We start from the raw sequence: 23,588 nt of genomic DNA, 5'->3' as shown, positions 1-23,588 counted from the left end.
GCGAAGCGGGGGAGGGGCTGTAAAGCCGCAGGCCTGCCCGTCAGGTGGCCAGGGCCGCCCAGATGTCGCGTATCTTGTTCGGCTCGGAGGCCGGGATCAGCTTCAGCTCGGTGCGGTCCTTCATGAACACGCCGCACAGGTCGCCGCGCCGCCACTTGATGTTGGCCGTGAAGGCCACCCCGCCGGGGATGTGGATCAGGGTGAAGGTCTGCGGGATCGGATAGACCGCCGCCACCTCCAGCATCGCCCCGCTCTTGGACAGGTTCTTGATGATGCAGTCGGCCCAGGCGCCGAAGTTCTCGCCATAGCAGATGCGCGCGCGGATGTTGGTCGGCTCGCGGACCTCCGAGCGGCGTTCGATCGGGAAGCTGTCGGTCATGGCGCTGCGGGCGATGGCGGGTTCGGTCATGCGCGGAAGCTAGCGCCTTAGGGTTTCCGGCTCATGAACCTTACCGGTTACCGGCTGGTGTGCGTGCGGTCAGCTCGGCCAGGGCGACGGGGCGGTAGCCGCGCACGTCCACGCCCACGTCGTACTGGCGGGGCAGGGGCTTCATCCGCCCGTGGCTGTGGCCGTGCAGATTGAGGGCCCCGCGGTGCTGGCCGTTCCAGCTGCGGAAGGGGTAGTGGCAGAGGACGAGCTTCACCCCATCCACCTCCGCCTCGGCGTAGGGCTGGACGCTGGCCCAGGCCTCGCCTGCCGCGAAGGGCGGATCGTTGTTGCCGATGACCAGGTGCTTCTCGCCGTTCAGCCGGGGCAGGATCTCGGCCGCGCGCCGGGCGGTGCGGGCGAAGTCGCCCAGGTGCCAGACGGTGTCCGCCGGCCCGACGACGGCGTTCCAGTTCTCGACCAGCGCCTCGTCCATCTCGGCCGTGGAGGCGAAGGGCCGCTTGTAGAGGTTCAGCGTCCGGTGGTCGCCGAAATGGGTGTCGCTGGTGAAGAAGACCGTCATCGCCGCCCTAACGCCTTGGCTTGGCGCCCGGCGCCCACCTACTGTCGATCCAATGACAAATGCAGAGGGAGGCGGAGGCGTGGACTTCCAGACCATACTGTACGGTACGGACGCTGGCGTGGCGACCATCACCCTGAACCGGCCGCAGGTCCGCAACGCCCAGGACTACCGGATGCTGGACGAGATCGACGGCGCCTTCGAGCTGGCGAAGGCGGACCGCGACGTCCGCGTCGTCGTGGTGCGCGGCTCGAACGGCGTCTGGTCCACCGGCCACGACCTCGGCTCCGAGGAGGGCATGGCCTACCGCCGCAGCCTGGGGGCCCGCGACGGCATCGAGCGCTACGACCAGTTCAAGAAGTACAATCTCGATCTCCTCCTGAAGTGGCGCAACTTCCCCAAGCCCACCGTGGCGATGGTCGAGGGCTACTGCATCTACGCCGGCTGGATGCTGGCGGCGGCGATGGACGTGGTGTTCGCCGCCGAGGACGCCGAGTTCCTGGGCGGCTTCGTGGAGTACAACTCCATCCCCTGGGACATCGGCGTGCGCCGGGCCAAGGAGCTGTGCTTCGAGAGCCGGTTCATCTCCGCCGAAGAGGCGGCCCGCTACGGCTTCGTGAACCGCGTGCTGCCCAAGGCCGACCTGGAGCGCGAGACCTACGCCTGGGCCCGTCGTGTGGCCGAGAACAGCCCCGAGGCCCTGCGGATGGCCAAGATCCAGATGAACAAGGCCCAGGACCACCAGGGCTTCACCAACGCGGTCGAGGACAGCCTCGGCGATTACCAGGCGATGATGTACATGCCCGGCTCGACCATGCGCGTCGAAGGGGTCAAACGCCTGGCGACGGTGGACCTGGCGGTGCGTGGCAGGAAAGGCGAGCGCTTCGGCCTGAAGGCTCCGGAAAAGGCGGGTTGAGAGACTGACATGAGCGACACCTTCCGCGCCCTGCGCGTCCACAAGACCGACGCCGGCCAGGAGACCCGCTTCGAGGACCTGACCGCGGCCGACCTGATGGACGGCGACGTCGTCGTCCGGGTCGAGTTCTCGACCGTCAATTTCAAGGACGGCCTTGCCCTGACCGGCCGCTCGCCGGTGGTCCGGGTCTGGCCGCTGATCCCCGGGATCGACTTCGCCGGAGAGGTGGAGAGCTCCAGCCACCCCGAGTTCAAGGCTGGCGACAAGGTGGTGCTGAACGGCTGGGGCGTCGGCGAGACCCACCACGGCGGCTACGCCCAGAAGGCGCGGGTCAAGGGCGACTGGCTGGTCAAGCTGCCGGCCGGCCTTACGACCGAGCAGGCGATGGCCATCGGCACCGCCGGCTACACCGCCATGCTCTGCGTCATGGGCCTGGAAAAGGGCGGCGTCACGCCCGACAAGGGCGAGGTGGTGGTCACCGGCGCAGCCGGCGGCGTCGGCAGCGTCGCGGTCGCCCTGCTGGCGGGCCTCGGCTATCGGGTGGTGGCCTCCACCGGCCGCAAGGACACCGAGGGCGACTATCTGCGCGGGCTCGGCGCCGCGGACCTGATCGACCGCAACGAGCTCTCCGGCCCGGGCCGCCCGCTGGCGCGCGAGCGCTGGGCCGGCGCGGTGGACGCCGTCGGCAGCCACACCCTGGCCAACGTCCTTTCCCAGACCCGCTACGGCGGGGTGGTGACCGCCTGCGGCCTCGCCCAGGGGATGGATCTCCCGGCCTCGGTCGCCCCCTTCATCCTGCGCGGCGTCACCCTCATGGGCGTCGACAGCGTGATGCGGCCCAAGGCCGACCGGGCCGCGGCCTGGGGCCGGCTCGCCCGCGAACTCGACCTCGACAAGCTGGACGCCATGACCAGCAAGGCCGCGCTCGGCGACCTGCCGCGCCTCGCCGGCGAGATCCTCGACGGCAAGGTGCGCGGCCGGATGGTCATCGACGTGAACGGCTGAGGCCTCCGTTCAGGGGCACCCTCGTTGGGACGCGCTGCGGCCTGCCTGTCACCTGTCCCGGCGGTGGGTGACAGGTAGCTGCGCGCAACCGGCCACCGGATGGGGGGAGCATCTGCGCCCCCTAGGCGTTGGCGTCCCAACAGAGGGAGCCTGCGATGCCCGAGCACGAGATGTCCAAGGACGCGATCGACCTCTTGATGGAGGACCATCGGACGGTGGAGGGGCTGTTCTCCCAGTTCGAGGCCGCCGGGGCCGACCAGGAGAGGCAGGCGCTGGCCCGGAAGATCTGCCGCGAGCTGAAGGTCCACACCGTCCTCGAGGAGGAGATCTTCTACCCGAGCGTGCGCGGCAAGGTGGACGATGACCTGCTCGACGAAGCCTATGTGGAGCACGACGCGGCCAAGGTGCTGGTCAAGGAGATCGAGGCCGGCTGGGCGGACGAGGCCTTCTACACCGCCAAGGTGAAGGTGCTGAGGGAAGCCATCGAGCACCACGTCGAAGAGGAGGAGGACGAGCGCAATGGGCTGTTCGTCCAGGCCCGGAAGGCCGACCTCGACCTGCGCGCGCTGGGCGAGGAGATCGCCGCGCGCAAGGTCGAGCTGATGCGCGAGGCCGAGGATGGCCGCCTGCCGCCGGCCGAGACGCGGACCTTCCTCGGGGTCGAACAGCCGACCGCGGAGGAGGGGGGCGATCTGCCCGCGGACGGGGCCGCGCCCGGGCCGCAGCCGGGCTTGCGCGCTCCCTGACGCCGACGCCCGGACGTGGACACGGCGCCGCTTGGCGCCTAACGATGTTTGCGCGCCCGGCGGAGCAGGGCTCGGGCCTGGCCCACGCGAGGTCCGAAGAGCGCCTGCGCGACCTGGCCTCATCAGGGAGACCAATCATGCGGATTCTCACTTTGGCGGCTGCGGCCGCCCTGGCCCTCAGCCTCACCGCTTGCCAGCAGAACCAGGCCGAAGAGGCCAAGGACGAGGCGGCCGAGGCCACCAGCGAGACCGCGGCGACCACCGAAGGCGCCGCCGAGGGCATGGCCGCGGACGCCTCCGCGACCGCCGAAGGCGCGGGCGACGCCATGGCGACCGCCGCCGACGCGGCCGCCGAGAAGGCCGGCGAGGCCGCGGCCGCGGCCGGCGACGCCGCCGAGAAGGCGGGCGAAGCGGCCAAGGACGCCGCGGACGCGGCGAAGGACGCCGCCAAATAGTGTCGGGTCGCGTGGGGCGCCCGCTGGAGCGTGCGCTCTGGCAGGCGCCCTGCGCGTCCCCTTCAGCCGGGGGTCCAGAAATGGCCCTTATCCGGGCCTGCGGCGGCCATACGGGGCGGCGATGGTCTCATCGTCGGTCGGTCGGACGTGAAGGTCTGGACCTGAACAGCCCCCCCAGCCCCTCTGGATCGGAGCGGCTGATCGGCCGGCGCCTTGATCATCGGACGCGCCCCGCCGGCGTCCCGGCAGCCGATCCGAGCGTGTCCACACTCCCCCACTTCGCCACCCCGGACCGCCGCCGCCTGCTCGGCGGCCTCGCCCTGGCGCTCTGCGCGCCTGCGCTGGCGCACGCGGCGCTGCGACCGGGCGAGCCCCAGCCCTGGCTCGACTACGAAGCCCGCCTCAGGGGACGCCTCGGCGACGCCGGGGGCGGCCGGTTCCAGGCCGGGACCGCCGAGGCGCTGCTCGCGGAAACCAACGCCGTCCGCCACGCCGCCGGCCGGGGCGAACTGCAGTGGAGCGCGCAACTGGCGCTCGCAGCCCGGGCGCACGCCGCCGACCTCGCCGCCCGCGGCTATGTGGAGCACCTCTCGCCCGAGGGGTTCGATCCCTCGCACCGGCTGTCGCTGCTTTCCCGTCGCCTGCTGGCCTCCACCAGCGAGAACATCGCCGTCCGCACCGGCGGCGCGCCGCCCACGGCGTCGGACCTGATGGGGGTCTGGCGCAAGAGCCGTCCGCATTGGACGGGCCTCATGCTGCCCACCCACACCCACGCGGCCTTCGGGGTGGTCCAGGCCGGACGGCGGACCATCGCCGTCGGCCTCTACGCCCGGCCCGACGGGACGCTGGCCCAGCCGGCGCCCTTCCGCCTCGAGGACGAGGCCGATCTCGTGCGGGCCGTGGCCAGCGCCCGACCCGAGCTGCGGGACTTCGAGCTCACCGATCCGATCAGCGAGCGGCGGATGGCCGGCCCCTGGCCCACGGGCGAGGACTTCGCGCTGCCGCGCGGCGTCTACCAGCTGCGGCCGCACCGGCCGGTCCCTGGCGGGACCCAGATCCTCTGGGGCCCGATCTTCGTGCGTCTCTAGCGGCCGAGCTGGTCGGCCAGCGCCAGGAACTCGGCGACGCTAAGCGTCTCGGCCCGCCGCGCAGGATCGACGCCCGCGGCCGCGCAGAGCGCCTCGCCGCCCAGCGGCTTCAGGCTCGAGCGCAGCATCTTGCGCCGTTGGCCGAAGGCGGCGGCGGTGACGGCCTGCAGGGCGTCGAGCCGGGCGGGCGCCGGCCGGTCCGCGCGAGGGGTGAGTCGGACCACCGCGGAATCCACCTTGGGCGGCGGGGTGAAGGCGCGGGCCGGGGCGTCCATGACGATCTGGCCGTCCGCGCAGGCCTGAGCGATGACCGCGAGCCGGCCGTAGGCCGAGGCGCCCGGCGCGGCCACGATCCGCTGGGCCACCTCCTTCTGGAACATCAGGGTCATGGCCGCCGGGCGGAAGTCGCCGGTCAGCCACTTCACCAGCAGCGGCGTGCCCACGTTGTAGGGCAGGTTGGAGACCACATGGGCGGGACGGCCGCCGGCCAGGGCCGCCTCGTCCGCGGCCAGCGCATCCGCGTGCTCGACCCGCAGCCGCCCGGGTGCGGCGGCGGCCAGTTCCTGCAGCAGCGGCAGGAAGCGCTCGTCCTTCTCGATCGCGACCACCTCGGCGCCGGTCTCGAGCAGCGCCCGGGTCAGCCCTCCCGGGCCGGGCCCCACCTCGATCACGAGGTCGCCCTCGCCGACCGCGGCCAGCCGGGCGATCTTACGGGTGATGTTGAGGTCCAGCAGGAAGTGCTGGCCCAGGCTCTTGCGGGCCAGGAGGCCGTGGGCGTCGAGGCTCTCGCGCAGCGGCGGCAGGTCGGCCAGCGCGCTCATCCCGCCCGCCGGCGCGCGATCTCGTCGGCCAGCCGGATGGCGGCGATCAGGCTCTCGGGCCGGGCGACGCCACGGCCGGCGATGTCGAAGGCCGTGCCGTGGTCCGGCGAGGTGCGCACGATCGGCAGGCCCAGGGTGACGTTCACCCCGCCCCAGAAGTCCAGCATCTTCACCGGGATCAGCGCCTGGTCGTGGTACAGGCACAGGGCCGCGTCGTAGCGGCGGCGCGTCTCCTCCGGGAACAGCGTGTCCGACGGCCAGGGGCCGCTGGCGTCGACCCCGAGGTCCTTCAGGGCCCGGATGGCCGGGCCCACGATCTCGATCTCCTCGCGGCCGAGCGAGCCGGACTCGCCGGCGTGCGGGTTCAGGCCGGCGACGGCCAGGCGCGGCGCGGCGACGCCGAAGTCCCGCCGCAGGGCCTGGGCGGTGACCAGGCCGGCGTTGACGATCCGCTCGATGGTCAACAGCGCCGGCACCCGCGAGATCGGCTCGTGGATGGTCACGAGCGTGGTCCGCAGCCCCGGGACCGCCAGCATCATGATGGGGCCGCGGGCCCCGTCGTAATTGGCCGCCGCCGTCAGCTCGCCGAGGAACTCGGTATGCCCGGGGAACTTGAAGCCGGCAGCGTACAGCGGCGCCTTGGCGATCGGCGCTGTGACCAGGCCGGAGACGGCGCCGGAGAGGGCCAGGCCCACCGCGGTCTCGATCCAGCGGACGACCTGCGGCGCGGCGGCGGGGGAGGGCCGGCCCGCGACGACCGGCGCCTGCAGCGGGATGTCGAGCACCGGCAGGGCGTCGGGGAACAGCCGCGGCGCGTCCTCCGGCGAGATCACCCGCCGCAGGATCGCCGACCCCGCCGAGGAGGCGGCGGCCAGCGACTGGAAGTCGCCGACGACCACAAACGGCGGCCCGCCGGCCCGGAGCTGGTTCCAGGCCTTGACGATGATCTCCGGGCCGACTCCCGCCGGCTCGCCGAGCGTGAGGGCGAGGGGCCCCAGCTTCACCGCGTCTCGATCGTCGCCGAGGAGCGCAGGTCGCGCATGTAGCGGCGGGAGATCATGGTCAGCTGCTGGCCGTAGAGCCGGTTCTCGATCTGCTCGCGGCTGACCTGCTCGGCCGCGGCGCCGCCGGCCCGGCGGCCGCAGACGGCCACAACGTGCAGCCCCGCCTGGGTGCGCAGCGGGCCGGAGAACTGGCCGTCCGCCAGGGTCTCGACCGCCGTCCGGAAGGCCGGCGACAGGTCCTTGGGCTCGGCCTCGCCGAGATCGCCGGCGATCACCCCAGGAACGGTGGCGGCCACGGTCTCCAGGCTGTCGCAGGTCGGCGCTTTGGCGCGGACCTGCTCGAGCTTGGCGGTCGCCTCGGCGACCTGGGCCTGCGACGCCTCCGCGGGCAGGGCGACGGCGGCCTGCTTCAGCCGCACCAGGGTGGCCGCGGCGCCCGAGCGCTTGTCGCGCAGGTAGATGATGTAGACGCCGTCCTTCACCTGGATCGGCCGCGACAGCTGGCCAGGCCGCATCTGGTCGAGGGCGGTCTGCAGTTCGGGGGCCATCTCGCCGGCGGCGACCCAGCCGGCGTCGCCGCCCGCGGCGGCGGTCGGCGCGGCCGAGAACTGGCGGGCGACCGCCGCGAACGGCGCGCCCTGCTGCATCTGGGTCACCAGCTGGTTGGCGCCGTTCACGGCGTTCTCCATGCCGCCGACCCGCGCGGCGTCGATGAACACCTCGCTGATCTGGTAGGAGGGCTTGTTGGCCGAGGCGGCGATGTTGGCCTGCACGGCCTTGATCTGGTCCTCGCCGATGCGCAGGCGCGAGCCGTAGCGGCCGCGGATCCAGCGCATCCAGCTGATCTGGGCGCGCAGCTGTTCACGCAGCGAGCGCTCGACGCCCTGGGCAGACAGCATGGCCTTGAACTGCTCGGGGGTCATGTTGTTGCCGCGGGCCAGCTGGGCCAGCTCTTCGTCGACCTCCTCGTCGGAGGCGATGATGTCGATCTTCTGCTCCCGCTCGACCTTGCGCAGCTCCTGGAACTGGAGCCGCTCGTCGACTAAGGAGATCAGCGCTTCACGCTGAAACTGCGGAAGATTCTGCTCCGTCGGCTGGACGCCCGAGGTGGCGATCAAAAGCCGCATCCTCTGGGCGAGGTCGAAGGTCGAGACGATGTCGTCGTTGACGACGGCCGCCACCGATTCCGAGATGCCCTGCGGCTGGACGGGCGCAGGCGCCGCCGGCGCCTCGGCGGTCTGGGCCGAGCCGGCGATGGGCGCGCCGGCGGCGCACAGGGCGGCGAGGAGGGCCGCGCCGCGGGCGAACCGCCCCCGGGCTTTCGGCGCATGGATCATGGACGAGATCATTCCTGGGTTGCGGCCGAACCGCCGCGTCTGGTCAGTCGGCATAGATAGGTTCGCCCAATGTGGCGAGCGTTAGGCGTATAGCAATCGAGTCCGAGGGGCCAAGGCGGCCAGATACCGCATCCTCGCGGCGGTAGATCACTTCGAAGACGGTGCACTCGTCCTGGTAGAAGACGCCGAGGTCGCGGACCACCCAGGCGCCCTGCTGCACGTCCCGGCTGCCGTAGGCCGACACGCCCCAGTTCTTATGCAGCGTCAGCCGCCCGCCCAAGTCGAGGTTCTCGCGGCGGTTTCCCTGCAGGTCGAGGTCGTTGCGCAGGTAGCGGATATAGCCGTAGCCGCGGCTGGTGCTGGCGTTCGCCCCGAACTCGGCCCGGCGGACGTCCAGCGTCTCCCCGTCCAGGCGGGCCCGGCCGAAGAAGGAGACGCCGCGGAACGGCTGGGCGTCGGCCGCCACCACCCAGTCGGAGCTGCGCTCCTGCAGCCCGCTGCGGGCCGGAAACACGTCGTTGCGCTCGGTGCGGAAGCTGCGGCCGAGCAGGAAGCTGGCCCGCCGCCCGTCGTCCCACAGCACCGAGGCCCGCCCGCCGGCGTTCAGCCGCGCACCGTCCTCGTAGAGGTCGAAGCCGGGGAATTTGTTGGCCCGGAAGAGGTTGGTCTCGTCGAACTCGAAGGCGAGGCTGTCCTCGTTGAGGTAGGTCGCCGCGGTCGCCGGGTAGCCGCCCGAGGCCGCCAGCGGCGGGATGATCTCGACCTGCTGCGCGTCCGGCGAGACGGCCAGCTGGACGACCGGCTCGAGGACCACGGTGGCCGTCGAAAACCTGCGATAGAACGGCCAGCTGACGTCGACGCCGGCCACGGCGAGGCCGCGGGTCACGCTGTCCGAGCCGAAGTCGCGGCCCGGCACATCCTCGAGCCGGTAGGCGTCGAAGCGGGCCTGGACGAACGGGTCGACGCGCAGGCCCGCCGAGGTCGTGTAGCTGGCCCGCCAGTCGGCCTCGACCGTGGAGCGGAAGCTGTCCAGGCCCGGCGCGTAGGGGGTGTCGACGGTGCTGGCGATCTGGCCCGGCAGCGTCAGGTGCGACTGCTCGCGGATCAGGCCCACCGCGCTGCCGCGCAGCCGCAGCCGCCCGCCGGCGATCTTCTGCTCGGGCTCCCAGCGGCCCTCGATGAGCGGCGCGATGCCCGGGAAGGTCCGGTCGTTCTCGGCCTGCACCAGCCGTTCGCCGTCGGGCAGGACGATCGGCGGCCGCGACCCGTCCGGACGCAGGCCCTGGATGCTCATCGCCGCCAGCGAAAGATAGGAGCGCTGGTCCTGCCGGATCGCGTAGACCTGCGAGATCAGCCGCCGGTCGTCGGCCACGAAGGGGCCGCGCGACTGGAAGACGTCGCCGACCTCGTACTTGTCGAACAGGAAGTCGTCCGACGTGCGCTCCAGCGTGAAGCCCCAGCGCCAGTGGTCGGCCGGGCGGAACGCGCCCGAGGCCAGGATGTAGCTGCGGTTGGTGTCGTCGCCGAAGCGGTCGCCGTCGCCGTCGAAGTCCTGCTCGTAGGTGTAGCCGACCCGCGCATCGATGGTCCCGGAGTAGAACCGCTTGCGATAGTGCAGGTTCAGGAAGGGGTTCACCTCGGTGTTGATCTGCGGGCTGATCACCAGGTCGGAGTAGGGCGAGATCACCTGGACGTAGGGCTGCTCGTAGGACAGCCCCCGCCGGTCGGAGACGCCGACCTTGGGGGGCAGCAGGCCGGACTTGCGCTGCGCCTGCGGGTCGGTGTGCCAGAAGACCGGCAGGTAGAGCACCGGCGCGCCGAACACCTGGATCACGGCGTTGCGGTACCAGACGATCTGGCGATCCTTGTCCTGCACCACGCGGTCGGCGCGGATCGACCAGGTCGGCGTCTTGGGCTCGTCGCCTTCGCAGATGTCGCAGGGCGTGTAGATCGCCCGGTTGAGCTCGTGGTGGGTCTCGTCACGGCGGACAGCCGTGGCGGCCGCCATCTTCACATTCTGCTGCAGCCGGGCGGAGAAGCCGATCGCGGCGCCGGCCCTCAGGTCCTCGTCCAGGACGATCTCGTCGGCGTACTCGCTGGTCCCGTCGGCGTTGAGGATCTGGGCGTTCCCGCGGGCGGTGATGACGCCGCGGGTCTGTTCGTAGACGAGCTCGTTGGCCCGCAGGGTCCGGCCCTGATAGCGCACTTCGACCTCGCCGGTCGCCGTGGCGACGCCGGCCTTGTCGTCATAGGTGACGAGGTCGGCCTCCATGTACAGCTCGTCGGGACGCAGGCCGTCCGGGCCGGGGGCCTCCGGCGCCTGAGCGTAAGCCGCCGCGCCGGACAGAATCGCCCACGCGGCGCCCGCCAGCAGGACGCGTTTGGCCGAGGTGGACGCCAGGCGCCGAAGCGAACTCATGAGATCGTGGGTTCCCCAACTTCGAAGCGGCCCGCCGCCTTGGCGATGGATAGCCGCCGGACGGCGCGCGATTCAACCGTCTTCGGTGTAGCAGAGCAGGGTGAGGCCGCACAGCAACGCCACCAGCGGCGGCGCCCAGGCGGCCAGCATCAGCGGAATGATGTCCGCCTCGGCCAGCGCGCCGGCGAACTCGTTGAAGAAGAAGAACACGAAGCCCAGCGCCACGCCGGCGCCGGCCAGCCCGCCCAGGCCGCCCAGGCGCGCCAGGCGCAGCGAGAAGGCCGCCGCCAGGATGGTCATGGCCGCGAACAGCACCGGCGTCGCCAGCAGCTGGTGCAGCCGCAGCTCGTACGGGGCGGCGGTGAAGCCGGCCTGCTCGGTCAGCCGGATGGCGCTCGGCAGCCGCCAGAAGGCGATCGCCTCGGGCGAGGAGAACCGTTCCAGCGCGCCCTCGCTGTCGAGGCTGGATCGGATCGTCAGCCGTTCGGAGCGGACGCTGCGCTCGCCGGCGGTCGCCTCGCGCACGTTCCGCAGGTCCCAGAAGCCGGGCATCAGCCGGGCCTCCTCGGCCTCCAGCCGGCGGCGGAATTCCAGCAGGCCCTGCGCGTTCTTCTGGTAGATGAACAGCGACACCTTCTTGAGCCGCACCACCCCCTCGACCATGTCCCGCGCCCGGGCGTGGATGACGATCTGGGTGTTGGCGTCGCCCTGCCGCAGCCAGACCTCCTTGGGCACGTCGGTCAGGTAGTTCTCCATCAGCTCGGCGCGCTCGCGCTCGAAGCGGGCGTTCAGCGCCGCCGCGAGGGGGTTGATCGCGCCCACGGCGATGGCGCCGGCCAGGAGGGCCGCGCCGGCCGTCGGCAGGATGAACCGCCAGGCCGAGACGCCGGCCGCGCGCATCGCGACCAGCTCGCTGCGCCGGTTCAGGCCGACATAGGCGGCCATGGCCCCGAACAGGAAGATGAAGGGCAGGAGCACCAGGATCACCGACGGCGCCCGCAGGAGGGTGAGGCCGAACAGCTGGGCGACCGTGGTGTCGGCGCGCACGCCCACCGAGCGCGACAGGTCCACGAACTGCACCAGCACGACCACCGAGGCGATCACCGCCAGGGCCGCCCCGACGCCGCCGAAGGCGCGCGTCATCACATAACGTTCGAGGGCGCCGACGCGGATCATGCCGGCGTCGCCCCCACCACGGGCGCGCGGCGCTGCCGGATGTCGATGTAGCGGGAGGCCCGCTGCCTGAACTGGGCGCGGAGGGCGATGATCATCGTCCCGAGCGGGATCAGATACTGGAAGATGTTGAGCCAGGCCTCTGATTCACAACCGGCTTCCACGATGAAGCCAAGGATGCGAACGCCCCCCGCCGTGGCGCTGGCGATGGCGATGCGCCGACCGTAGCCGAGCCGGCTGAAGCCGCCGCCGATGATCGCCCACAGGGCCAATGACATGAAGGCCAGGTTGTAGAGCGGCGTCGCCAGCCGCCGGTTGCCCTCGGCCAGCAGGTCGAGCCGGTTGTTCTGCTCCCAGATCTGCGTCAGGTCGGGGAAGAACAGCTCGTGCAGGTAGCGGTCCGAGGGCTTGTAGTGGACCAGCTCCGTCGTCTCGGACAGCGGCCCCAGGTCGAAGACGTACTCCTGGAAGGCCAGGAACTGCAGCACCCCGTCGCGGCTGAACTCCTGGGTCGAGCCCTTCTGCAGCACCAGCACCGGCTTTCCGGCGCGGCTCGCCATCTGGCCCTGGTCGGCGGTGTAGGTCGTGGTCCCGCCGTCGGCCTTCTCCTGGTGGATGAACAGGTTGCGCATCCGTCCGCCGGCGCCCACCGACTGGGCGTAGACGGTCAGGCCCGGCGCGGGCTGGGTGAACTCGCCCTCCTGCACCAGGGTGGAGGCCAGGTCGGTCCGCACGTTGAACACCGTCCGGCGCATCTCCCGCGAGGCGGCCGGCTGGACCCACAGGTTCATCACCAGGGCGATCAGGGCCACGACGCTGGCCAGCCGCATGGCGGGGGCGAGCACCCGGGCCCGGCTCATCCCGCCGGCGAAGCAGACGACGATCTCCTGCTCGGTGTGCAGCCGGTTCAGAGCCACCAGGGCGGCGACGAACAGGGCGATCGGGAGCACGATGTTGATCAGCTGCGGCATGGCCAGCAGGGTGATCTTGCCGAACACCAGCGCGGTCTGGCGCTGGCTCACGATGATGTCGAGCGCGGCCAGGCTCTGGCTGAGCAGCGCCACCGCCGTCAGCGCCAGCGTGGCCAGGATCGTCGGCCCCAGCAGCTGCTTCAGGAGATAGCGGTCGATCAGGGCCATCGAATTTTTTCGCTCTCTCCTGGGAGATTCGGCGCGCCCCGGCCGTGAAGCTGTTCTAAATCATCCGCCGCCGCCCGGCGCAACCGGCGCAGCGGCAGGCCCACCCCGACCCTGTGCAAGAGACCGGTATGGATATCGAATTCGTTGGGGCCGACGCCCCGTTCGCAGAGCGTAGCGCCTTGGCCCTGGTGGTGCTGGAAGGCGAGCCCCTGGCCGGGGAGGCCGGCGCGCTGGACGCGCGGACCGGCGGGGCGATCTCGCGCGCCCTCGGCGCGGCGCGCTTCACTGGCGCCAAGGGCCAGGTGCTCGACCTGCTCGGCGCGGCCGAGGCGGGCGCGGCCCGCGTGCTGCTGGTCGGCGCCGGCAAGGCCGAGGCCCTGGACGACGTGGCCGTCGAGCATGCCGCCGCCAGCGCCTACAACGCGGTGAAGACCTCGGGCCTGGAGGTGCTGCGCCTGCGCCTTCCGGAAGCGGCCGCCTCGCGGGCGACCCGCGCGGGCCTGGGCGTGCGCCTGGCCGCCTACCGCTTCGACCGCTACCGCACCAAGGAGCCGGCCGAGAAGAAGCCGACCGTCACCCGGGCCCAGATCGTGGCCGCCGATCCGGACGCGGCGCTGTCGGACTTCGCGCCGCTGGCGGCGCTGGCCGACGCCATCGCCTTCTCCCGCGACCTGGTCTCCGAGCCCGCCAACATCCTCTATCCGGTCGAGTTCGCCCGCCGCGTGAAGGAGCTCGAGCGGCTCGGCCTGGAGGTGGAGATCCTCGGCGAGGCCGAGATGACCAAGCTCGGGATGGGCAGCCTGCTGGGCGTGGGGCAGGGGAGCGTGCGCGAGAGCCAGCTGGTGGTCATCCGCTGGAACGGCGCGGGCGATGCGAACGCCCAGCCGGTCGCCTTCGTCGGCAAGGGCGTCTGCTTCGACACCGGCGGCATCAGCATCAAGCCGGCCGACGGCATGGAGGACATGAAGTGGGACATGGGCGGCGCCGCCGCCGTGGCCGGCCTCATGCACGTGCTGGCGGGCCGCAAGGCCAAGGTGAACGCGGTCGGCATCCTCGGCCTCGTGGAGAACATGCCCGACGGCAACGCCCAGCGTCCCGGCGACATCGTCACCTCGATGTCCGGCCAGACCATCGAGGTGATCAACACCGACGCGGAGGGCCGCCTCGTGCTGGCCGACGCCCTCTGGTACTGCCAGGAGCGGTTCAAGCCGAAGTTCATGGTGGACCTCGCCACCCTGACGGGCGCGATCATCATCTCGCTGGGCAACGACTTCGCCGGCCTGTTCTCCAACAACGACGAGCTGTCCAACAACCTGCTGGCCGCCGCTCAGGCGGAAGGGGAGGGGCTGTGGCGCATGCCGCTGCCTGGCGCCTACGAGAAGCAGATCGAGAGCGCTGCGGCCGACATGAAGAACACCGGCGGTCGGCCGGGCGGATCGATCACCGCGGCCCTGTTCCTGCAGCGGTTCGTCAACGGCCTGCCCTGGGCCCACCTCGACATCGCCTCCACCGCCTGGAAGAAGCCGTCGACGGTTCCGACCATCCCGGAAGGGGCGACGGGCTACGGCGTGCGGCTGCTGAACCGGATGGTGGCCGACCGCTACGAGGCCTGACGCCGGTCGGCGGGAGCGCGCGGTGACGGAGGTCTGGTTCTACCATCTGGAGCGCAGCGGCCTGGAGCAGGTGCTTCCCGAGCTTCTCGAGAAGACCCTGGCCCGCGGCTGGCGCGCGCTGGTGCGGGCCGCCTCCGCCGATCGCGTGGAGCATCTGGACGGCTGGCTGTGGAGCTATCGCGACGAGAGCTTCCTGCCGCATGGCCTGGCCGGCGAGCCGCAGGCCGAGCGCCAGCCGATCCTGCTCACCACCGGGTCCGAGAACCACAACGGCGCCCAGGCGCTGTTCCTGCTGGACGGCGCCGAATTCGGAGAGATCGACGGCTACGAGCGTTGCATCGTACTGTTCGACGGCCGCGACGAGCCTGCACTGACCGCCGCCAGGGCGCAGTGGAGCCAGGCAAAGGCGCGGGGCTATAGTTGTTCCTACTGGCGGCAGGCCGCCAGGGGATGGGAGAAGCAGGCATGAAGGCGAAGCTGGCCGCTGTGGGACTGCTGTTGCTCGTTGCGGGCTGCGCCTCGCCGCCGCCGCCCGCGCCGCCGCCCGGGCCGCCGTCGGCCCCTCCGCCGCCGCCGCCGCCCCCGCCGCCGAGCGACCTGTGCCGCGCGCGCGATCACCAGCACCTGGTGGGGCGGCCGCGGAGCGAGATCCCGGTCCCGGTGAATCCGTCCGAGCAGCGGGTGGTCTGCACCACCTGTCCGATGACCATGGACCACAATCCGCGGCGGCTGAACTTCCTGTTCGACGCGGCGACGGGGATCATCCGCGAGGTGAAGTGCGGCTGAGCTTTGAAATACCGCGTTCGATGAACGCCGTCTGAAACGCCCCGTTCAGCAACGCGTCACCCTCGTACCCGTAGGCTTCATCCCAGTGACGAGCGGGCCTCTGCGGCCGCTCAAGCGCCGGCACGGGAGAGAGCTTGGCGATGCGTACGACCAGAACGGTCGAGTGTGTGCCTGCGCCCGATGCGGCGCGCGGCAGGGCTTAAGGCCCGTTCCATGCAGGAGACCATCGAGGAAGAGGCGTTCCGGCGCGAGGTGATCGCGCTCATCCCGCGGCTGCGGGCCTACGCCATGAGCCTGGCCCGCTCGAACGTGGAGGCGGACGACCTTGTCCAGGAGACCCTGATGAAGGCCTGGCGCGCCCGCGCCAGCTTCGAGGCGGGCACGAACCTGCAGGCTTGGCTCTTCACCATCCTGCGCAACGCCTTCCTGTCCGAGACGGTGATCCGCAGCCGCACGACGCAGGACGTCGACGGCCACCATGCGGCGCGCCTGGCGGCCGGACCGAACCAGGAATGGCGGTTGCGTTACGGCGAGATGCTGCAGGCGCTCCAACAGCTGCGGCCGCACGCCCGCGAGGCGCTGCTGCTCGTCGCCGCCTCGGGCATGAGCTACGAGGAGGCGGCGCGAATCTGCAACTGTCCGGTGAACACCATGAAGAGCCGGGTCAAGCGGGCCCGGGCGTCGCTCGCCGACCTGATCGGCTTCGAGCTGGCCGGGGAAGCCCAGGCGATGTCGGAAGACTAGGTCTTCTTCCTTCTCTTCCCTTTCGGCGTGGCCGCGGGGGCCGGCTTGTCCGCCGAGGACTCCGCGCCGGGGCCGTCGTCGAGCTCGTCGAGCGTCTTGAGCAGTTGCTCGGAGAGCGGCCAGCGCTCGACGTCTTCGACCATCGCCCGGAGCTTCTCGGAGACGGCTGCCTTCTTGGCCTTGGTGGTCTTACGCGTCTTGGCCGCCATGATATTCGTCACAGGGCCCCCCAAGCCATAATGTGACGAGTCAGGCAGGCAGGCCCAGGCGGCGAATGCCCGCAGTGGGCGCGAGCGGCCGGACAACCGGCGGGTGCGGGCGTGCAGCGAAGGCATCCTAGTCTCCACCGGAGACCTTGCGGGTGAGTTCGCCGTAGTAGCCTTGGATCAGCAGCTCCACGGTGTCGCCTCTTTCCTCAGCTTCAAACGCAAGTTCCTTGGCCATCTGGATCGCCGCAGACCGCGTCAGGTCATGAGCAAGCACCTCGCCGTCCTGGAAGACGCTCCATTCGCCGTTCTTAAGGGCTACCGCGTACTGGACCATCGAAATCCTCGCGCTTTTGCGAACTCAGCGCTCGGCAAGCTTTACGGTTCCCTTACGTGCCTCGATTCGACCTGACGACGACCTGAATGGGGGGACGCTTCGTTTACGGCGGTGAGGCCGCAAGCGATCTGTCGAGCAATGTTTACGGAAAAGGCGAGATTGCGGCGGACTCGCGTCTAGATTGGCGCCATACGAGTCGCGGGCTGTGGATAAGTAAGGGCTGCAGCGTATAAGCACCCTTACGGAATGCTTCGACCCACCGTCCGAATGGGACCGGAACTGGCGCGCCGATGGGCCGTCGTAGACCGCTGCAGCCCTCGAGGGGCAGTTAGGCGCCGACGCTGGCGCCCGCAAGGGCAGGCCCCGGAAAGGAAAGGAGCGCCCCTGGCCGAAGCCCGGGACGCTCCTCCCTCTGTTCCCCCGAACAGTGCAGCCAAGGCTCGCCGCCAGCGCGCCAGGACCGCAAATGCGATACCGCCGTTCTAAACATTCGCCACTTTTTCGCCATGTGGTGAGCCGTCGCAGCCGCTGGGGTCATCCCCGCCAGGGCCGCGGCGGGACGAGGCGCCAGAGCAGCAGGACGTAGGCCAGCAGGACCACGTAGCCGGCGGTGAACACCCACAGCGGGATCGGCCAGTAGACCGCCTGGTTGACCCACCGGACGATCAGCGGCTCGGCGTCGCCCGGCTCCCCCGCCAGCGCCGCCTGCCAGTCGGTGAGGAAGCAGGCGCGGCCGAACAGGGCCTGCACGGCCACCGCAGCCATGGAGATCAGGTGCAGGGCGCGCCACCAGCGGATCCGCACGAAATCCCAGCCGCGCCAGGCGCCCAGCGGCGTCGCGACCAGGCCGAACAGGTTGAAGCCGATCACCAGCAGGTGGACGGCGAGGACGAGCTGGGCGGCGTCGTCCCGGCCCATGGCCGCCTAGTCCCTGGCCGGCGGCGGCGGCGGCGGCTGCGGGGCGCGCTTCTGGGCGAGGGCGCAGACGGCGGCCGAGCCGATCGGCCCGTTCTCGTCGTAGAGGAAGGTCTCGCCGATCGCCACGCCGTCGCTCGCCTGGTGGTTGACGACCTCGAAGCCGATCCATTCCGAGGTCGGGACCCGGTGTAGATATAGGGTCACGTCGCTGTTGATGTAGCCCAGGCCCTTGTCGCCGGCGTTGGCGAACGGGCTGGCGAAGTCGGCGGCCCCGGCCACCCGCACGAACGGCGTCAGGGGGACGCCCTCGACCAAGTCGCGGACCTCCTTCATCCAGGTGCGCTTGGGCCCGAAATAGCCCATGCCGCCGCTGATCGGGCGCATCGCCCACATCCCGCCCATGCCGGCGCGCCGGTCCGGCGGCGGCTCGATGCTCTCGGGGGTGGGGACCTCCCAGTTCGGCGGGCTCCAGACGACCCCGTCCGGCGGCGCGCTCCGGCGCAGCAGCTGGCAGGTCGCCCGCGCCATGCTGATCCCGCCCGAGAAGAACTCGGCGTCGATCACCTTGATGCGGTAGCCGTCGCGCACGATGCGCGTCGTCACCTCCACGGGCGAAAGGTCGGGCAGCCGGTACATGTCGACGGTCAGCCGGGCCGGGATCAGGTCGGGCTCGCCATGGCGGCGCTCGATCTCGGCGCCCAGCAGGCCGACGATGACCCGGCCGTGCAGGGACTTGGGATCCCAGGGGCCTCTGGCGGATTGGGTGGGGACGAAGCGCTCGCCGTCGCGGGTGAAGAAGGGTTCGTTGGACATCGCGGGCGCTTATGGCGGATTCCCGAGGGCCCGGCGAGGCCGAGGTTGAACCGCCGATGAACGGGGCGTTCCGCAAAGCCTCAGGCCTGCGGCGTCAGACTGCTCCGTCAGCCATGGAGAGACCGATGAGACGCACCCTGCTCGCCTTCACCGCCGCCGCCGTGGCGCTGACCGGCGCGGCTGCGGCCCAGGCCCAGCCGCTGAAGAATTTCCCGGGCGTCGTGCTGATCGATGATGACGACGACTGGGACGACTGGCGCAAGGAGCGGCGCGAGCGCGCCAAGGAACTGCGCGAGCGCGAACGCGAGGCCTACAAGGACTGGCGCGAAGACCAGCGCGAGCGCGCCAAGGACCTGCGCGAGGCGCAGCGCGACTACTACAAGGCCCAGCGCAAGTATGAGCGGGCGCAGCGGCGCTGGTCGCGCGGCCAGTACCTGCCGGCCGAGTACCGCTCCAGCCGCTACATCATCCACGACTACCGGGCCTACCGCCTGCCGCCGCCGCCCCGCGGCTACGGCTACGTCCGCCACGACGACGACGTGCTGCTGACGTCGCTGGCGAGCGGCCTCATCACCCAGGTGCTGGCCGACATCCTCCGCTAGGAGCGGCGGCCGTTGCGGCCGGGAAACAAGGCGCCGCGCGGGCGAAACCTGCGCGGCGCTTGATGTGCGCCTCGAGCTTGGAAGCGGAGATCACCATCGTGCGAGCCTTCCTGATCGCCGGCTGCGCCCTGGCCATGGGCGTCGGCGGCTGCAGCCCGTCCGAAGAGGCCGAGACGGCCGACGCGCCTGCGGCCCCCGCCGCATCCGCGCCGGCGCCGGACGCCGGGCCGCCGGGCGGATTCGGCCCGCTGGGCGACCAGACCCTCGACCAGATGCTGGAGCGCAGCCGGGCGAGCTTCGCGCGCATGGACCAGGACGGCGACGGCAAGGTGACGGCCGAGGAACGCGAGGCGATGCGGGCTCAGTTCGGCGGCGGCGAAGGCCGCGGGCCTGGACGGGGCGGCGCCATGATCGCCCGGGCGGACGCCGACGGCGACGGCCAGGTCACGCTTGCGGAGATGGAGGCCCAGGCCCGCGCCCGCTTCGAACGGATGGACGCGGACGGGAACGGGACCGTCACCGCCGACGAGCGCCGGGCCGCCTTCGAAAGGATGCGCGGCGGCGGCTAGCGACTGGCCAGCCGGCGCCCCTTGCCGGCCACCCGCCGGCCCTTCAGCGGGTCTGAGATGCAGGCCGCGCGCACCTCGTGGTTCAGCCGCGCCCGCTCCTTGTCCTTGGCCGCGCTCAGCGCCAGCGAGGCGGCCGTGCCGGCGAACGGCGCGGCGATGTTGCCGACGAAGCCGAGCAGGCCCCGCTCCCTCTCCAGGTCGTTGTAGTGCGCGACCGCCTTGCGCGCGGCGACGCACCGCTTGGACGTCCACTTGCGGTCCGTGGTGTCGAGATTGAGCACCGTCTCCTTCGGAGAGCTGACACAGGCGCTCAACGCCATCGCCAGCGCGCCCATCAGCAGCGCATTGCGTCTCATGCGTTCCCCTCGCAGGCCCGCCCAGCCCCGCTCCAATCCTCGGGCCGGGCGGCCGGTTCCGCTTCCGGCGCGGGCGGCCTCCCGCTATGGGTCGGCCATGGCCAAGCTGCTCCTCGTCAAGCACGCCCAGCCCCAGATGGCGCCGGAGGTGAACGCCCAGCGCTGGACGCTGTCTGAGGCGGGGCAGGAAAGCTGCGGCTGGCTCGCCGAGGCGTTCGCCCGCGAGGGCGTGCGGCGGATCTACGCCAGCCTGGAGCCGAAGGCGCTGGAGACCGCGGCCCTGGCCGCCGCCGCGCTCGGGCTGGAGGTGCGGCCGCGGGCGGACCTGGGCGAGAACGACCGGACCGGTGTCGGCTTTGCGAGCCAGGAGGTCCACGTCCGCCGATTCCACACCTTCTTCGATGAGCCGGCAAAGGTCTCGATGGGGACGGAGTCGGCCGACGCCGCGCACGCGCGCTTCTCCGCGGCGGTGCGGGCCGCCGTGCAAGAGAGCGCCGGCGAGACCCTGGCCGTGGTCGCCCACGGCACGGTCATCACCCTGCTGGTCAGCCGGGCGAACGGCCTTGCGCCGTTTCCGCTGTGGGAGAGCCTGGGGCTTGCGTCCTACCTCGTGCTCGATCCGGACGCCCTGACCTGGGATGGCCGGGTGCACGCGCGGGGCTAGGCAAGTGCCGCGTTCAGGTCGCGGCTGCGTGCCGAACCGCGGTGATGCAGCCACGTTCGGATGATTGGAGGAAGGCCACCAGCCGTGCGACGCTTGGGCTCCAACCGAGCTCCTCGCGCACGGCCGCGATGCGGTCGGCGAGGCTCCCGGGCCGCAGAAACAGCATTCGGAAAGCGAGCCGTAGGGCGGCTCTCTCCGCTGAGGCGACGCCGCTTCGCGTGAGGCCCACATGGTTGAGAGCGACAAGTCTGGCTCGGTCCCCCTGAACCAAGCAGTATGGCGGCACGTCCTGGGTGACGATGGCTCCCCCGGCGACAAACGCATGCTCGCCGATGCGCACGAACTGATGAACAGCCGTATGCCCGCTGAGCCAGGCGCGATCGTGCACCTGCACGTGCCCCGCAAGCGTGGCGGCGTTGGCCATCCGGATGTCGTTCGCCAGGACACAGTCGTGCCCGACGTGAGCGTACGCCATCAGCAGGTTTCGGTCTCCGAGCCGGGTTCCGCCGGCAGGGTCATGTGATCCGCCCGAGACGCTGGCGTACTCGCCGATGACGTTGTCGTCGCCGATCCGCAGATGTTGCGCGTGGTCGCGCCTCCAGCCCGCGTGCTGAGGGGCGCCGCCCACGTGGCAGTGCGTGTGGAACACGTTGCCGGCGCCGATCTCGGTTCTGCCCTCTATGACCGCATGCGAGTGAACCTCGTTGTTCGGTCCCATGCTCACGTCCGGTCCGATGACGGCGAACGGGTGCACGCGGCATCCCGGACCAAGCCGCGCGCCGGCGGCGACAACAGCCGTTGGGTGGATCGAGAGCCGGGACATTCAGTACGCGCCAAGACCTACCGATGAGCTTGGCTAAGGCCTCGGACGAGAGCGATCCAATCAAGTCAGGTGACCGATCGCTACGCCAGATGCGGCCGCGAGCCGGGCGCGGCGAACGTCCAAGGTGGGTCGAATGCACACCGCGTCCCGGCAGGAAGCGGACCTCGCCGGACGTGACTCCGGGCCCTAGCTTGCGGCGGCGAGTTGCGGGCGGGCCGCGGGCAGGGGATCGACGGTCACCCGGCGCATGTGGCGGCGCTGGCCCGGGTAGTCGTTCAGGGCGAAGTGCCAGACCGAGCGGTTGTCCCAGAAGGCGACCGAGCCGGGCTCCCAGCGGAAGCGGCAGGTGAAGGCCTCGTACCTGGAGTGCTGGAAGAGGTGGTCGAGCAGCGGCTTGGAGTCCCGCTTCGACCAGCCCTCGAACCGCTCGGTGAAGGCGGGGTTCACGTAGAGCGCCTTGCGGCCGGTCTCCGGGTGGGTGAGCACGACCGGGTGGACGGCCTCGCCGGCCATCCCCTCGGCCTCCACGACCTTCATCGACTTGCGCTGCTGCGCCGACTGGCCGGCCGAGGAGTATTCGCGGTTGGCCGAGTGGACGGCGTTCAGCCCCTCCAGCGTCGCCTTCAGGCCCGGCGACAGCGCCTCGTAGGCGGCGGCCTGGCTGGCGAACAGGGTGTCGCCGCCCCACTCGGGGACCTCCACGGCGTAGAGGATGGAGCCGATGCTGGGATTGGGTAGGAAACTCATGTCCGAGTGCCAGCCGCCGCCGAAGTTCACCTTGTCCTCCGGCTCCTTGACGATCTCCATCACCTCCGGGTGGCCCGCCATGCCGGCGACGTAGGGGTGGATGTTGAGGGGGCCGAAGCGCGCGCCGAAGGCGACCTGCTGGGCCGGCGTCAGGCTCTGGCCGCGGAAGAAGATCACCTGGTGCTCGACCAGCGCGTGGCGGATCTGCGCGATCACCGCGTCAGATAGGTCGGCCGCGAGGTCGACGCCCGAGATCTCGGCGCCCAGCGCCCCGGCGATGCGGCGGACTTCGAGGTTCGGCATGGGAGCCTCCTGTTTCCGGCCCCGACGCTAGGCCGCTCGGACGGCTTCGACAATGCGCCGGCGCTGGGCCGCATCGGGCAGGGGGCCTGCGCCCGCGCCCAGGTTGTCGGCCACGTGGCGCGGGTTGCGGGTGCCGGGGATGGCGCAGGTCACCGCCGGATGGGCGAGCACGAACTTCAGCAGGATCTGCGCCCAGCTCGCCGCCTCCAGCTCGGCGGCCCAGGCGGGCAGGGGCAGGCGGCGCACGCGCGAGAACACGTCGCCGCCGGCGAACGGGCGGTTGACCAGCACGGCCATGCCGCGTTCGCGGGCCAGCGGCAGGATGCGCTCCTCCGAGTCCGGCTCGGCGACCGAGTAGTTGATCTGGATGAAGTCGAGGTCGTGCCGGCGCATGGCCGCCTCCAGCGCATCGTAGGCGCCTTCGGTGTAGTGGGTCGCGCCCACCAGCCGGACGCGGCCAGCCGCTTTCCATTCCGCGAGGGTGGCGAGGTGCGTCTCAAGGTCCAGCAGGTTGTGCACCTGCATCAGGTCGAGCTTGGCGACCTTCAGCAGGGCTAGCGACTGCTCCATCTGGGCGATCCCCTGGCTCCGGCCGCGGGTCCAGACCTTGGTCGCCAGGAACAGCGGCTCGGCGATGCCCAGCTCGGCCGCCAGCGCGCCGATCGCCGCCTCGGCGCGGCCGTACATGGGCGATGAGTCCACCACCCGCCCGCCGCCGTCGAAGAAGGTCTTCAGCGCCTCCCGCGCCTGGCCCCAGTCGGGATCGGCGGGCCCGATGTCGAAGGCCTGCCAGGTGCCGAGGCCGACTGCCGGGATCTGCTCGCCGGTCGAGGGGATGGCGCGGGTCAGCAACGGGCGGGTCTCCTTGGCGGGCGCCTGCGCCGCCGCGGGCTCCGGCTCGGCCGAGCAGGCTGCGAAGGGCAGGGCGGCGGCTGCAAGCACGGCTTGGCGGCGCGTCAGGGTCATCGGGCCACCATACACCGTCATCCCGGCCGAAGAGCCGGGACCCAGTCTGGCCACGCGTCGTTTTGGGTCCCGGATCGGCCTTGCGGCCGTC

General features: G+C 71.2%; 28 protein-coding genes. 12 read left to right on the top strand and 16 right to left on the bottom strand.

Annotated features, from left to right (window positions below):
• Positions 1-40: 40 nt before the first annotated feature.
• Together ACFSC0_RS17455 and ACFSC0_RS17450 are read right to left on the bottom strand one after the other, a co-directional pair.
• Positions 41-409 carry a PilZ domain-containing protein gene (locus ACFSC0_RS17455; protein WP_377282143.1) on the bottom strand — a complete coding sequence of 123 codons (369 nt, stop codon included), beginning with the start codon at positions 407-409 and terminating at the stop codon, positions 41-43.
• Positions 410-449: 40 nt separating this feature from the next.
• Positions 450-950: a metallophosphoesterase family protein gene (locus tag ACFSC0_RS17450; RefSeq protein ID WP_377282142.1), complete on the bottom strand. Its 501-nt coding sequence runs from the start codon at positions 948-950 to the stop codon at positions 450-452.
• Positions 951-1,029: 79 nt separating this feature from the next.
• Between ACFSC0_RS17450 and ACFSC0_RS17445 the strand changes: the two genes are divergently transcribed.
• The 5 genes from ACFSC0_RS17445 to ACFSC0_RS17425 all read left to right on the top strand — a co-directional run bounded on the left by ACFSC0_RS17445 (position 1,030) and on the right by ACFSC0_RS17425 (position 5,157).
• Complete coding sequence (locus tag ACFSC0_RS17445) at positions 1,030-1,863, top strand: enoyl-CoA hydratase-related protein (RefSeq protein WP_377282141.1); 834 nt, start codon at positions 1,030-1,032, stop codon at positions 1,861-1,863.
• 9 nt (positions 1,864-1,872) lie between these two features.
• A complete protein-coding gene (gene acuI / locus ACFSC0_RS17440) occupies positions 1,873-2,868 on the top strand; it encodes an acrylyl-CoA reductase (NADPH) (protein ID WP_377282140.1) in 996 nt (331 codons plus the stop codon).
• A gap of 155 nt (positions 2,869-3,023) precedes the next feature.
• Entirely contained in the window at positions 3,024-3,614 is a 591-nt protein-coding gene (locus ACFSC0_RS17435; protein ID WP_377282139.1) for a hemerythrin domain-containing protein, read from the top strand.
• Positions 3,615-3,751: 137 nt separating this feature from the next.
• Entirely contained in the window at positions 3,752-4,069 is a 318-nt protein-coding gene (locus tag ACFSC0_RS17430) for a hypothetical protein (RefSeq protein WP_377282138.1), read from the top strand.
• A gap of 260 nt (positions 4,070-4,329) precedes the next feature.
• Entirely contained in the window at positions 4,330-5,157 is an 828-nt protein-coding gene (locus ACFSC0_RS17425; RefSeq protein WP_377282137.1) for a CAP domain-containing protein, read from the top strand.
• On the opposite strand, the gene rsmA is transcribed toward ACFSC0_RS17425, so the two are convergent.
• The 6 genes from rsmA to lptF all read right to left on the bottom strand — a co-directional run bounded on the left by rsmA (position 5,154) and on the right by lptF (position 13,050).
• Complete coding sequence (gene rsmA, locus ACFSC0_RS17420) at positions 5,154-5,978, bottom strand: 16S rRNA (adenine(1518)-N(6)/adenine(1519)-N(6))-dimethyltransferase RsmA (protein ID WP_377282136.1); 825 nt, start codon at positions 5,976-5,978, stop codon at positions 5,154-5,156. The two genes, ACFSC0_RS17425 and rsmA, sit on opposite strands and share 4 nt — an antisense overlap.
• The gene (gene pdxA, locus ACFSC0_RS17415; RefSeq protein ID WP_377282135.1) at positions 5,975-6,982 is read right to left on the bottom strand and encodes a 4-hydroxythreonine-4-phosphate dehydrogenase PdxA; all 1,008 of its coding nucleotides are present in this window, start codon (positions 6,980-6,982) and stop codon (positions 5,975-5,977) included. Before pdxA ends, rsmA begins: the two co-directional genes overlap by 4 nt.
• Complete coding sequence (locus ACFSC0_RS17410) at positions 6,979-8,331, bottom strand: peptidylprolyl isomerase (protein WP_377355215.1); 1,353 nt, start codon at positions 8,329-8,331, stop codon at positions 6,979-6,981. The genes pdxA and ACFSC0_RS17410 overlap by 4 nt, the downstream gene beginning before the upstream one ends.
• Before the next feature lie 31 nt (positions 8,332-8,362).
• Positions 8,363-10,738, bottom strand: coding sequence for an LPS-assembly protein LptD (locus tag ACFSC0_RS17405; RefSeq protein ID WP_377282133.1), 2,376 nt, complete (start codon positions 10,736-10,738; stop codon positions 8,363-8,365).
• Between the two features lie 72 nt (positions 10,739-10,810).
• Positions 10,811-11,914: an LPS export ABC transporter permease LptG gene (gene lptG, locus ACFSC0_RS17400; protein WP_377282132.1), complete on the bottom strand. Its 1,104-nt coding sequence runs from the start codon at positions 11,912-11,914 to the stop codon at positions 10,811-10,813.
• Positions 11,911-13,050, bottom strand: a complete 1,140-nt coding sequence (gene lptF, locus ACFSC0_RS17395) for an LPS export ABC transporter permease LptF (RefSeq protein ID WP_377282131.1) — start codon at positions 13,048-13,050, stop codon at positions 11,911-11,913. Before lptF ends, lptG begins: the two co-directional genes overlap by 4 nt.
• Positions 13,051-13,178: 128 nt before the next feature.
• Here lptF and ACFSC0_RS17390 point away from each other — a divergent pair, with 128 nt between their 5' ends.
• The 4 genes from ACFSC0_RS17390 (at position 13,179) to ACFSC0_RS17375 (ending at position 16,193) form a co-directional block, all read left to right on the top strand.
• Positions 13,179-14,663, top strand: a complete 1,485-nt coding sequence (locus ACFSC0_RS17390) for a leucyl aminopeptidase (protein WP_377282130.1) — start codon at positions 13,179-13,181, stop codon at positions 14,661-14,663.
• A gap of 22 nt (positions 14,664-14,685) precedes the next feature.
• Positions 14,686-15,132: a DNA polymerase III subunit chi gene (locus ACFSC0_RS17385; RefSeq protein ID WP_377282129.1), complete on the top strand. Its 447-nt coding sequence runs from the start codon at positions 14,686-14,688 to the stop codon at positions 15,130-15,132.
• Entirely contained in the window at positions 15,129-15,449 is a 321-nt protein-coding gene (locus tag ACFSC0_RS17380; RefSeq protein WP_377355214.1) for a peptidase inhibitor I78, read from the top strand. Before ACFSC0_RS17385 ends, ACFSC0_RS17380 begins: the two co-directional genes overlap by 4 nt.
• Before the next feature lie 213 nt (positions 15,450-15,662).
• On the top strand, positions 15,663-16,193 hold the full coding sequence (locus ACFSC0_RS17375) for a sigma-70 family RNA polymerase sigma factor (protein WP_377282127.1): 531 nt from the start codon (positions 15,663-15,665) through the stop codon (positions 16,191-16,193).
• On the opposite strand, the gene ACFSC0_RS17370 is transcribed toward ACFSC0_RS17375, so the two are convergent.
• The 4 genes from ACFSC0_RS17370 to ACFSC0_RS17355 form a co-directional block, all read right to left on the bottom strand.
• Complete coding sequence (locus ACFSC0_RS17370; RefSeq protein WP_377282126.1) at positions 16,190-16,528, bottom strand: hypothetical protein; 339 nt, start codon at positions 16,526-16,528, stop codon at positions 16,190-16,192. The genes ACFSC0_RS17375 and ACFSC0_RS17370 overlap by 4 nt on opposite strands.
• 1 nt (position 16,529) lies before the next feature.
• Positions 16,530-16,736: a hypothetical protein gene (locus ACFSC0_RS17365; protein WP_377282125.1), complete on the bottom strand. Its 207-nt coding sequence runs from the start codon at positions 16,734-16,736 to the stop codon at positions 16,530-16,532.
• A gap of 534 nt (positions 16,737-17,270) precedes the next feature.
• Entirely contained in the window at positions 17,271-17,654 is a 384-nt protein-coding gene (locus ACFSC0_RS17360) for a DUF2784 domain-containing protein (RefSeq protein WP_377282124.1), read from the bottom strand.
• A 6-nt stretch (positions 17,655-17,660) separates the two neighbouring features.
• Positions 17,661-18,467 carry an acyl-CoA thioesterase domain-containing protein gene (locus ACFSC0_RS17355; protein ID WP_377282123.1) on the bottom strand — a complete coding sequence of 269 codons (807 nt, stop codon included), beginning with the start codon at positions 18,465-18,467 and terminating at the stop codon, positions 17,661-17,663.
• A 125-nt stretch (positions 18,468-18,592) separates the two neighbouring features.
• On the opposite strand from ACFSC0_RS17355, the gene ACFSC0_RS17350 reads away from it, so the two are divergent.
• Together ACFSC0_RS17350 and ACFSC0_RS17345 are read left to right on the top strand one after the other, a co-directional pair.
• Entirely contained in the window at positions 18,593-19,069 is a 477-nt protein-coding gene (locus tag ACFSC0_RS17350) for an RcnB family protein (RefSeq protein ID WP_377282122.1), read from the top strand.
• Positions 19,070-19,146: 77 nt separating this feature from the next.
• The gene (locus ACFSC0_RS17345; protein ID WP_377355213.1) at positions 19,147-19,638 is read left to right on the top strand and encodes an EF-hand domain-containing protein; all 492 of its coding nucleotides are present in this window, start codon (positions 19,147-19,149) and stop codon (positions 19,636-19,638) included.
• Here ACFSC0_RS17345 and ACFSC0_RS17340 read toward each other — a convergent pair.
• The gene (locus tag ACFSC0_RS17340) at positions 19,635-19,994 is read right to left on the bottom strand and encodes a hypothetical protein (protein WP_377282120.1); all 360 of its coding nucleotides are present in this window, start codon (positions 19,992-19,994) and stop codon (positions 19,635-19,637) included. The two genes, ACFSC0_RS17345 and ACFSC0_RS17340, sit on opposite strands and share 4 nt — an antisense overlap.
• 97 nt (positions 19,995-20,091) lie before the next feature.
• Here ACFSC0_RS17340 and ACFSC0_RS17335 point away from each other — a divergent pair, with 97 nt between their 5' ends.
• Entirely contained in the window at positions 20,092-20,658 is a 567-nt protein-coding gene (locus ACFSC0_RS17335) for a histidine phosphatase family protein (RefSeq protein ID WP_377282119.1), read from the top strand.
• A gap of 13 nt (positions 20,659-20,671) precedes the next feature.
• Here the strand turns inward: ACFSC0_RS17335 and lpxA are convergent, their stop codons facing one another.
• The 3 genes from lpxA to ACFSC0_RS17320 form a co-directional block, all read right to left on the bottom strand.
• Complete coding sequence (gene lpxA, locus ACFSC0_RS17330) at positions 20,672-21,481, bottom strand: acyl-ACP--UDP-N-acetylglucosamine O-acyltransferase (protein WP_377282118.1); 810 nt, start codon at positions 21,479-21,481, stop codon at positions 20,672-20,674.
• 186 nt (positions 21,482-21,667) lie between these two features.
• Positions 21,668-22,531: a TauD/TfdA dioxygenase family protein gene (locus tag ACFSC0_RS17325; protein WP_377282117.1), complete on the bottom strand. Its 864-nt coding sequence runs from the start codon at positions 22,529-22,531 to the stop codon at positions 21,668-21,670.
• Positions 22,532-22,558: 27 nt separating this feature from the next.
• Entirely contained in the window at positions 22,559-23,497 is a 939-nt protein-coding gene (locus ACFSC0_RS17320; protein WP_377282116.1) for an aldo/keto reductase, read from the bottom strand.
• Between the last annotated feature and the right edge of the window lie 91 nt (positions 23,498-23,588).

Source organism: Phenylobacterium terrae (assembly GCF_042681205.1).
GTDB lineage: Bacteria > Pseudomonadota > Alphaproteobacteria > Caulobacterales > Caulobacteraceae > Phenylobacterium > Phenylobacterium terrae.
Note: the sequence above shows the minus strand (reverse complement) of the source record. Positions and strands in the feature narration are given on the sequence as shown.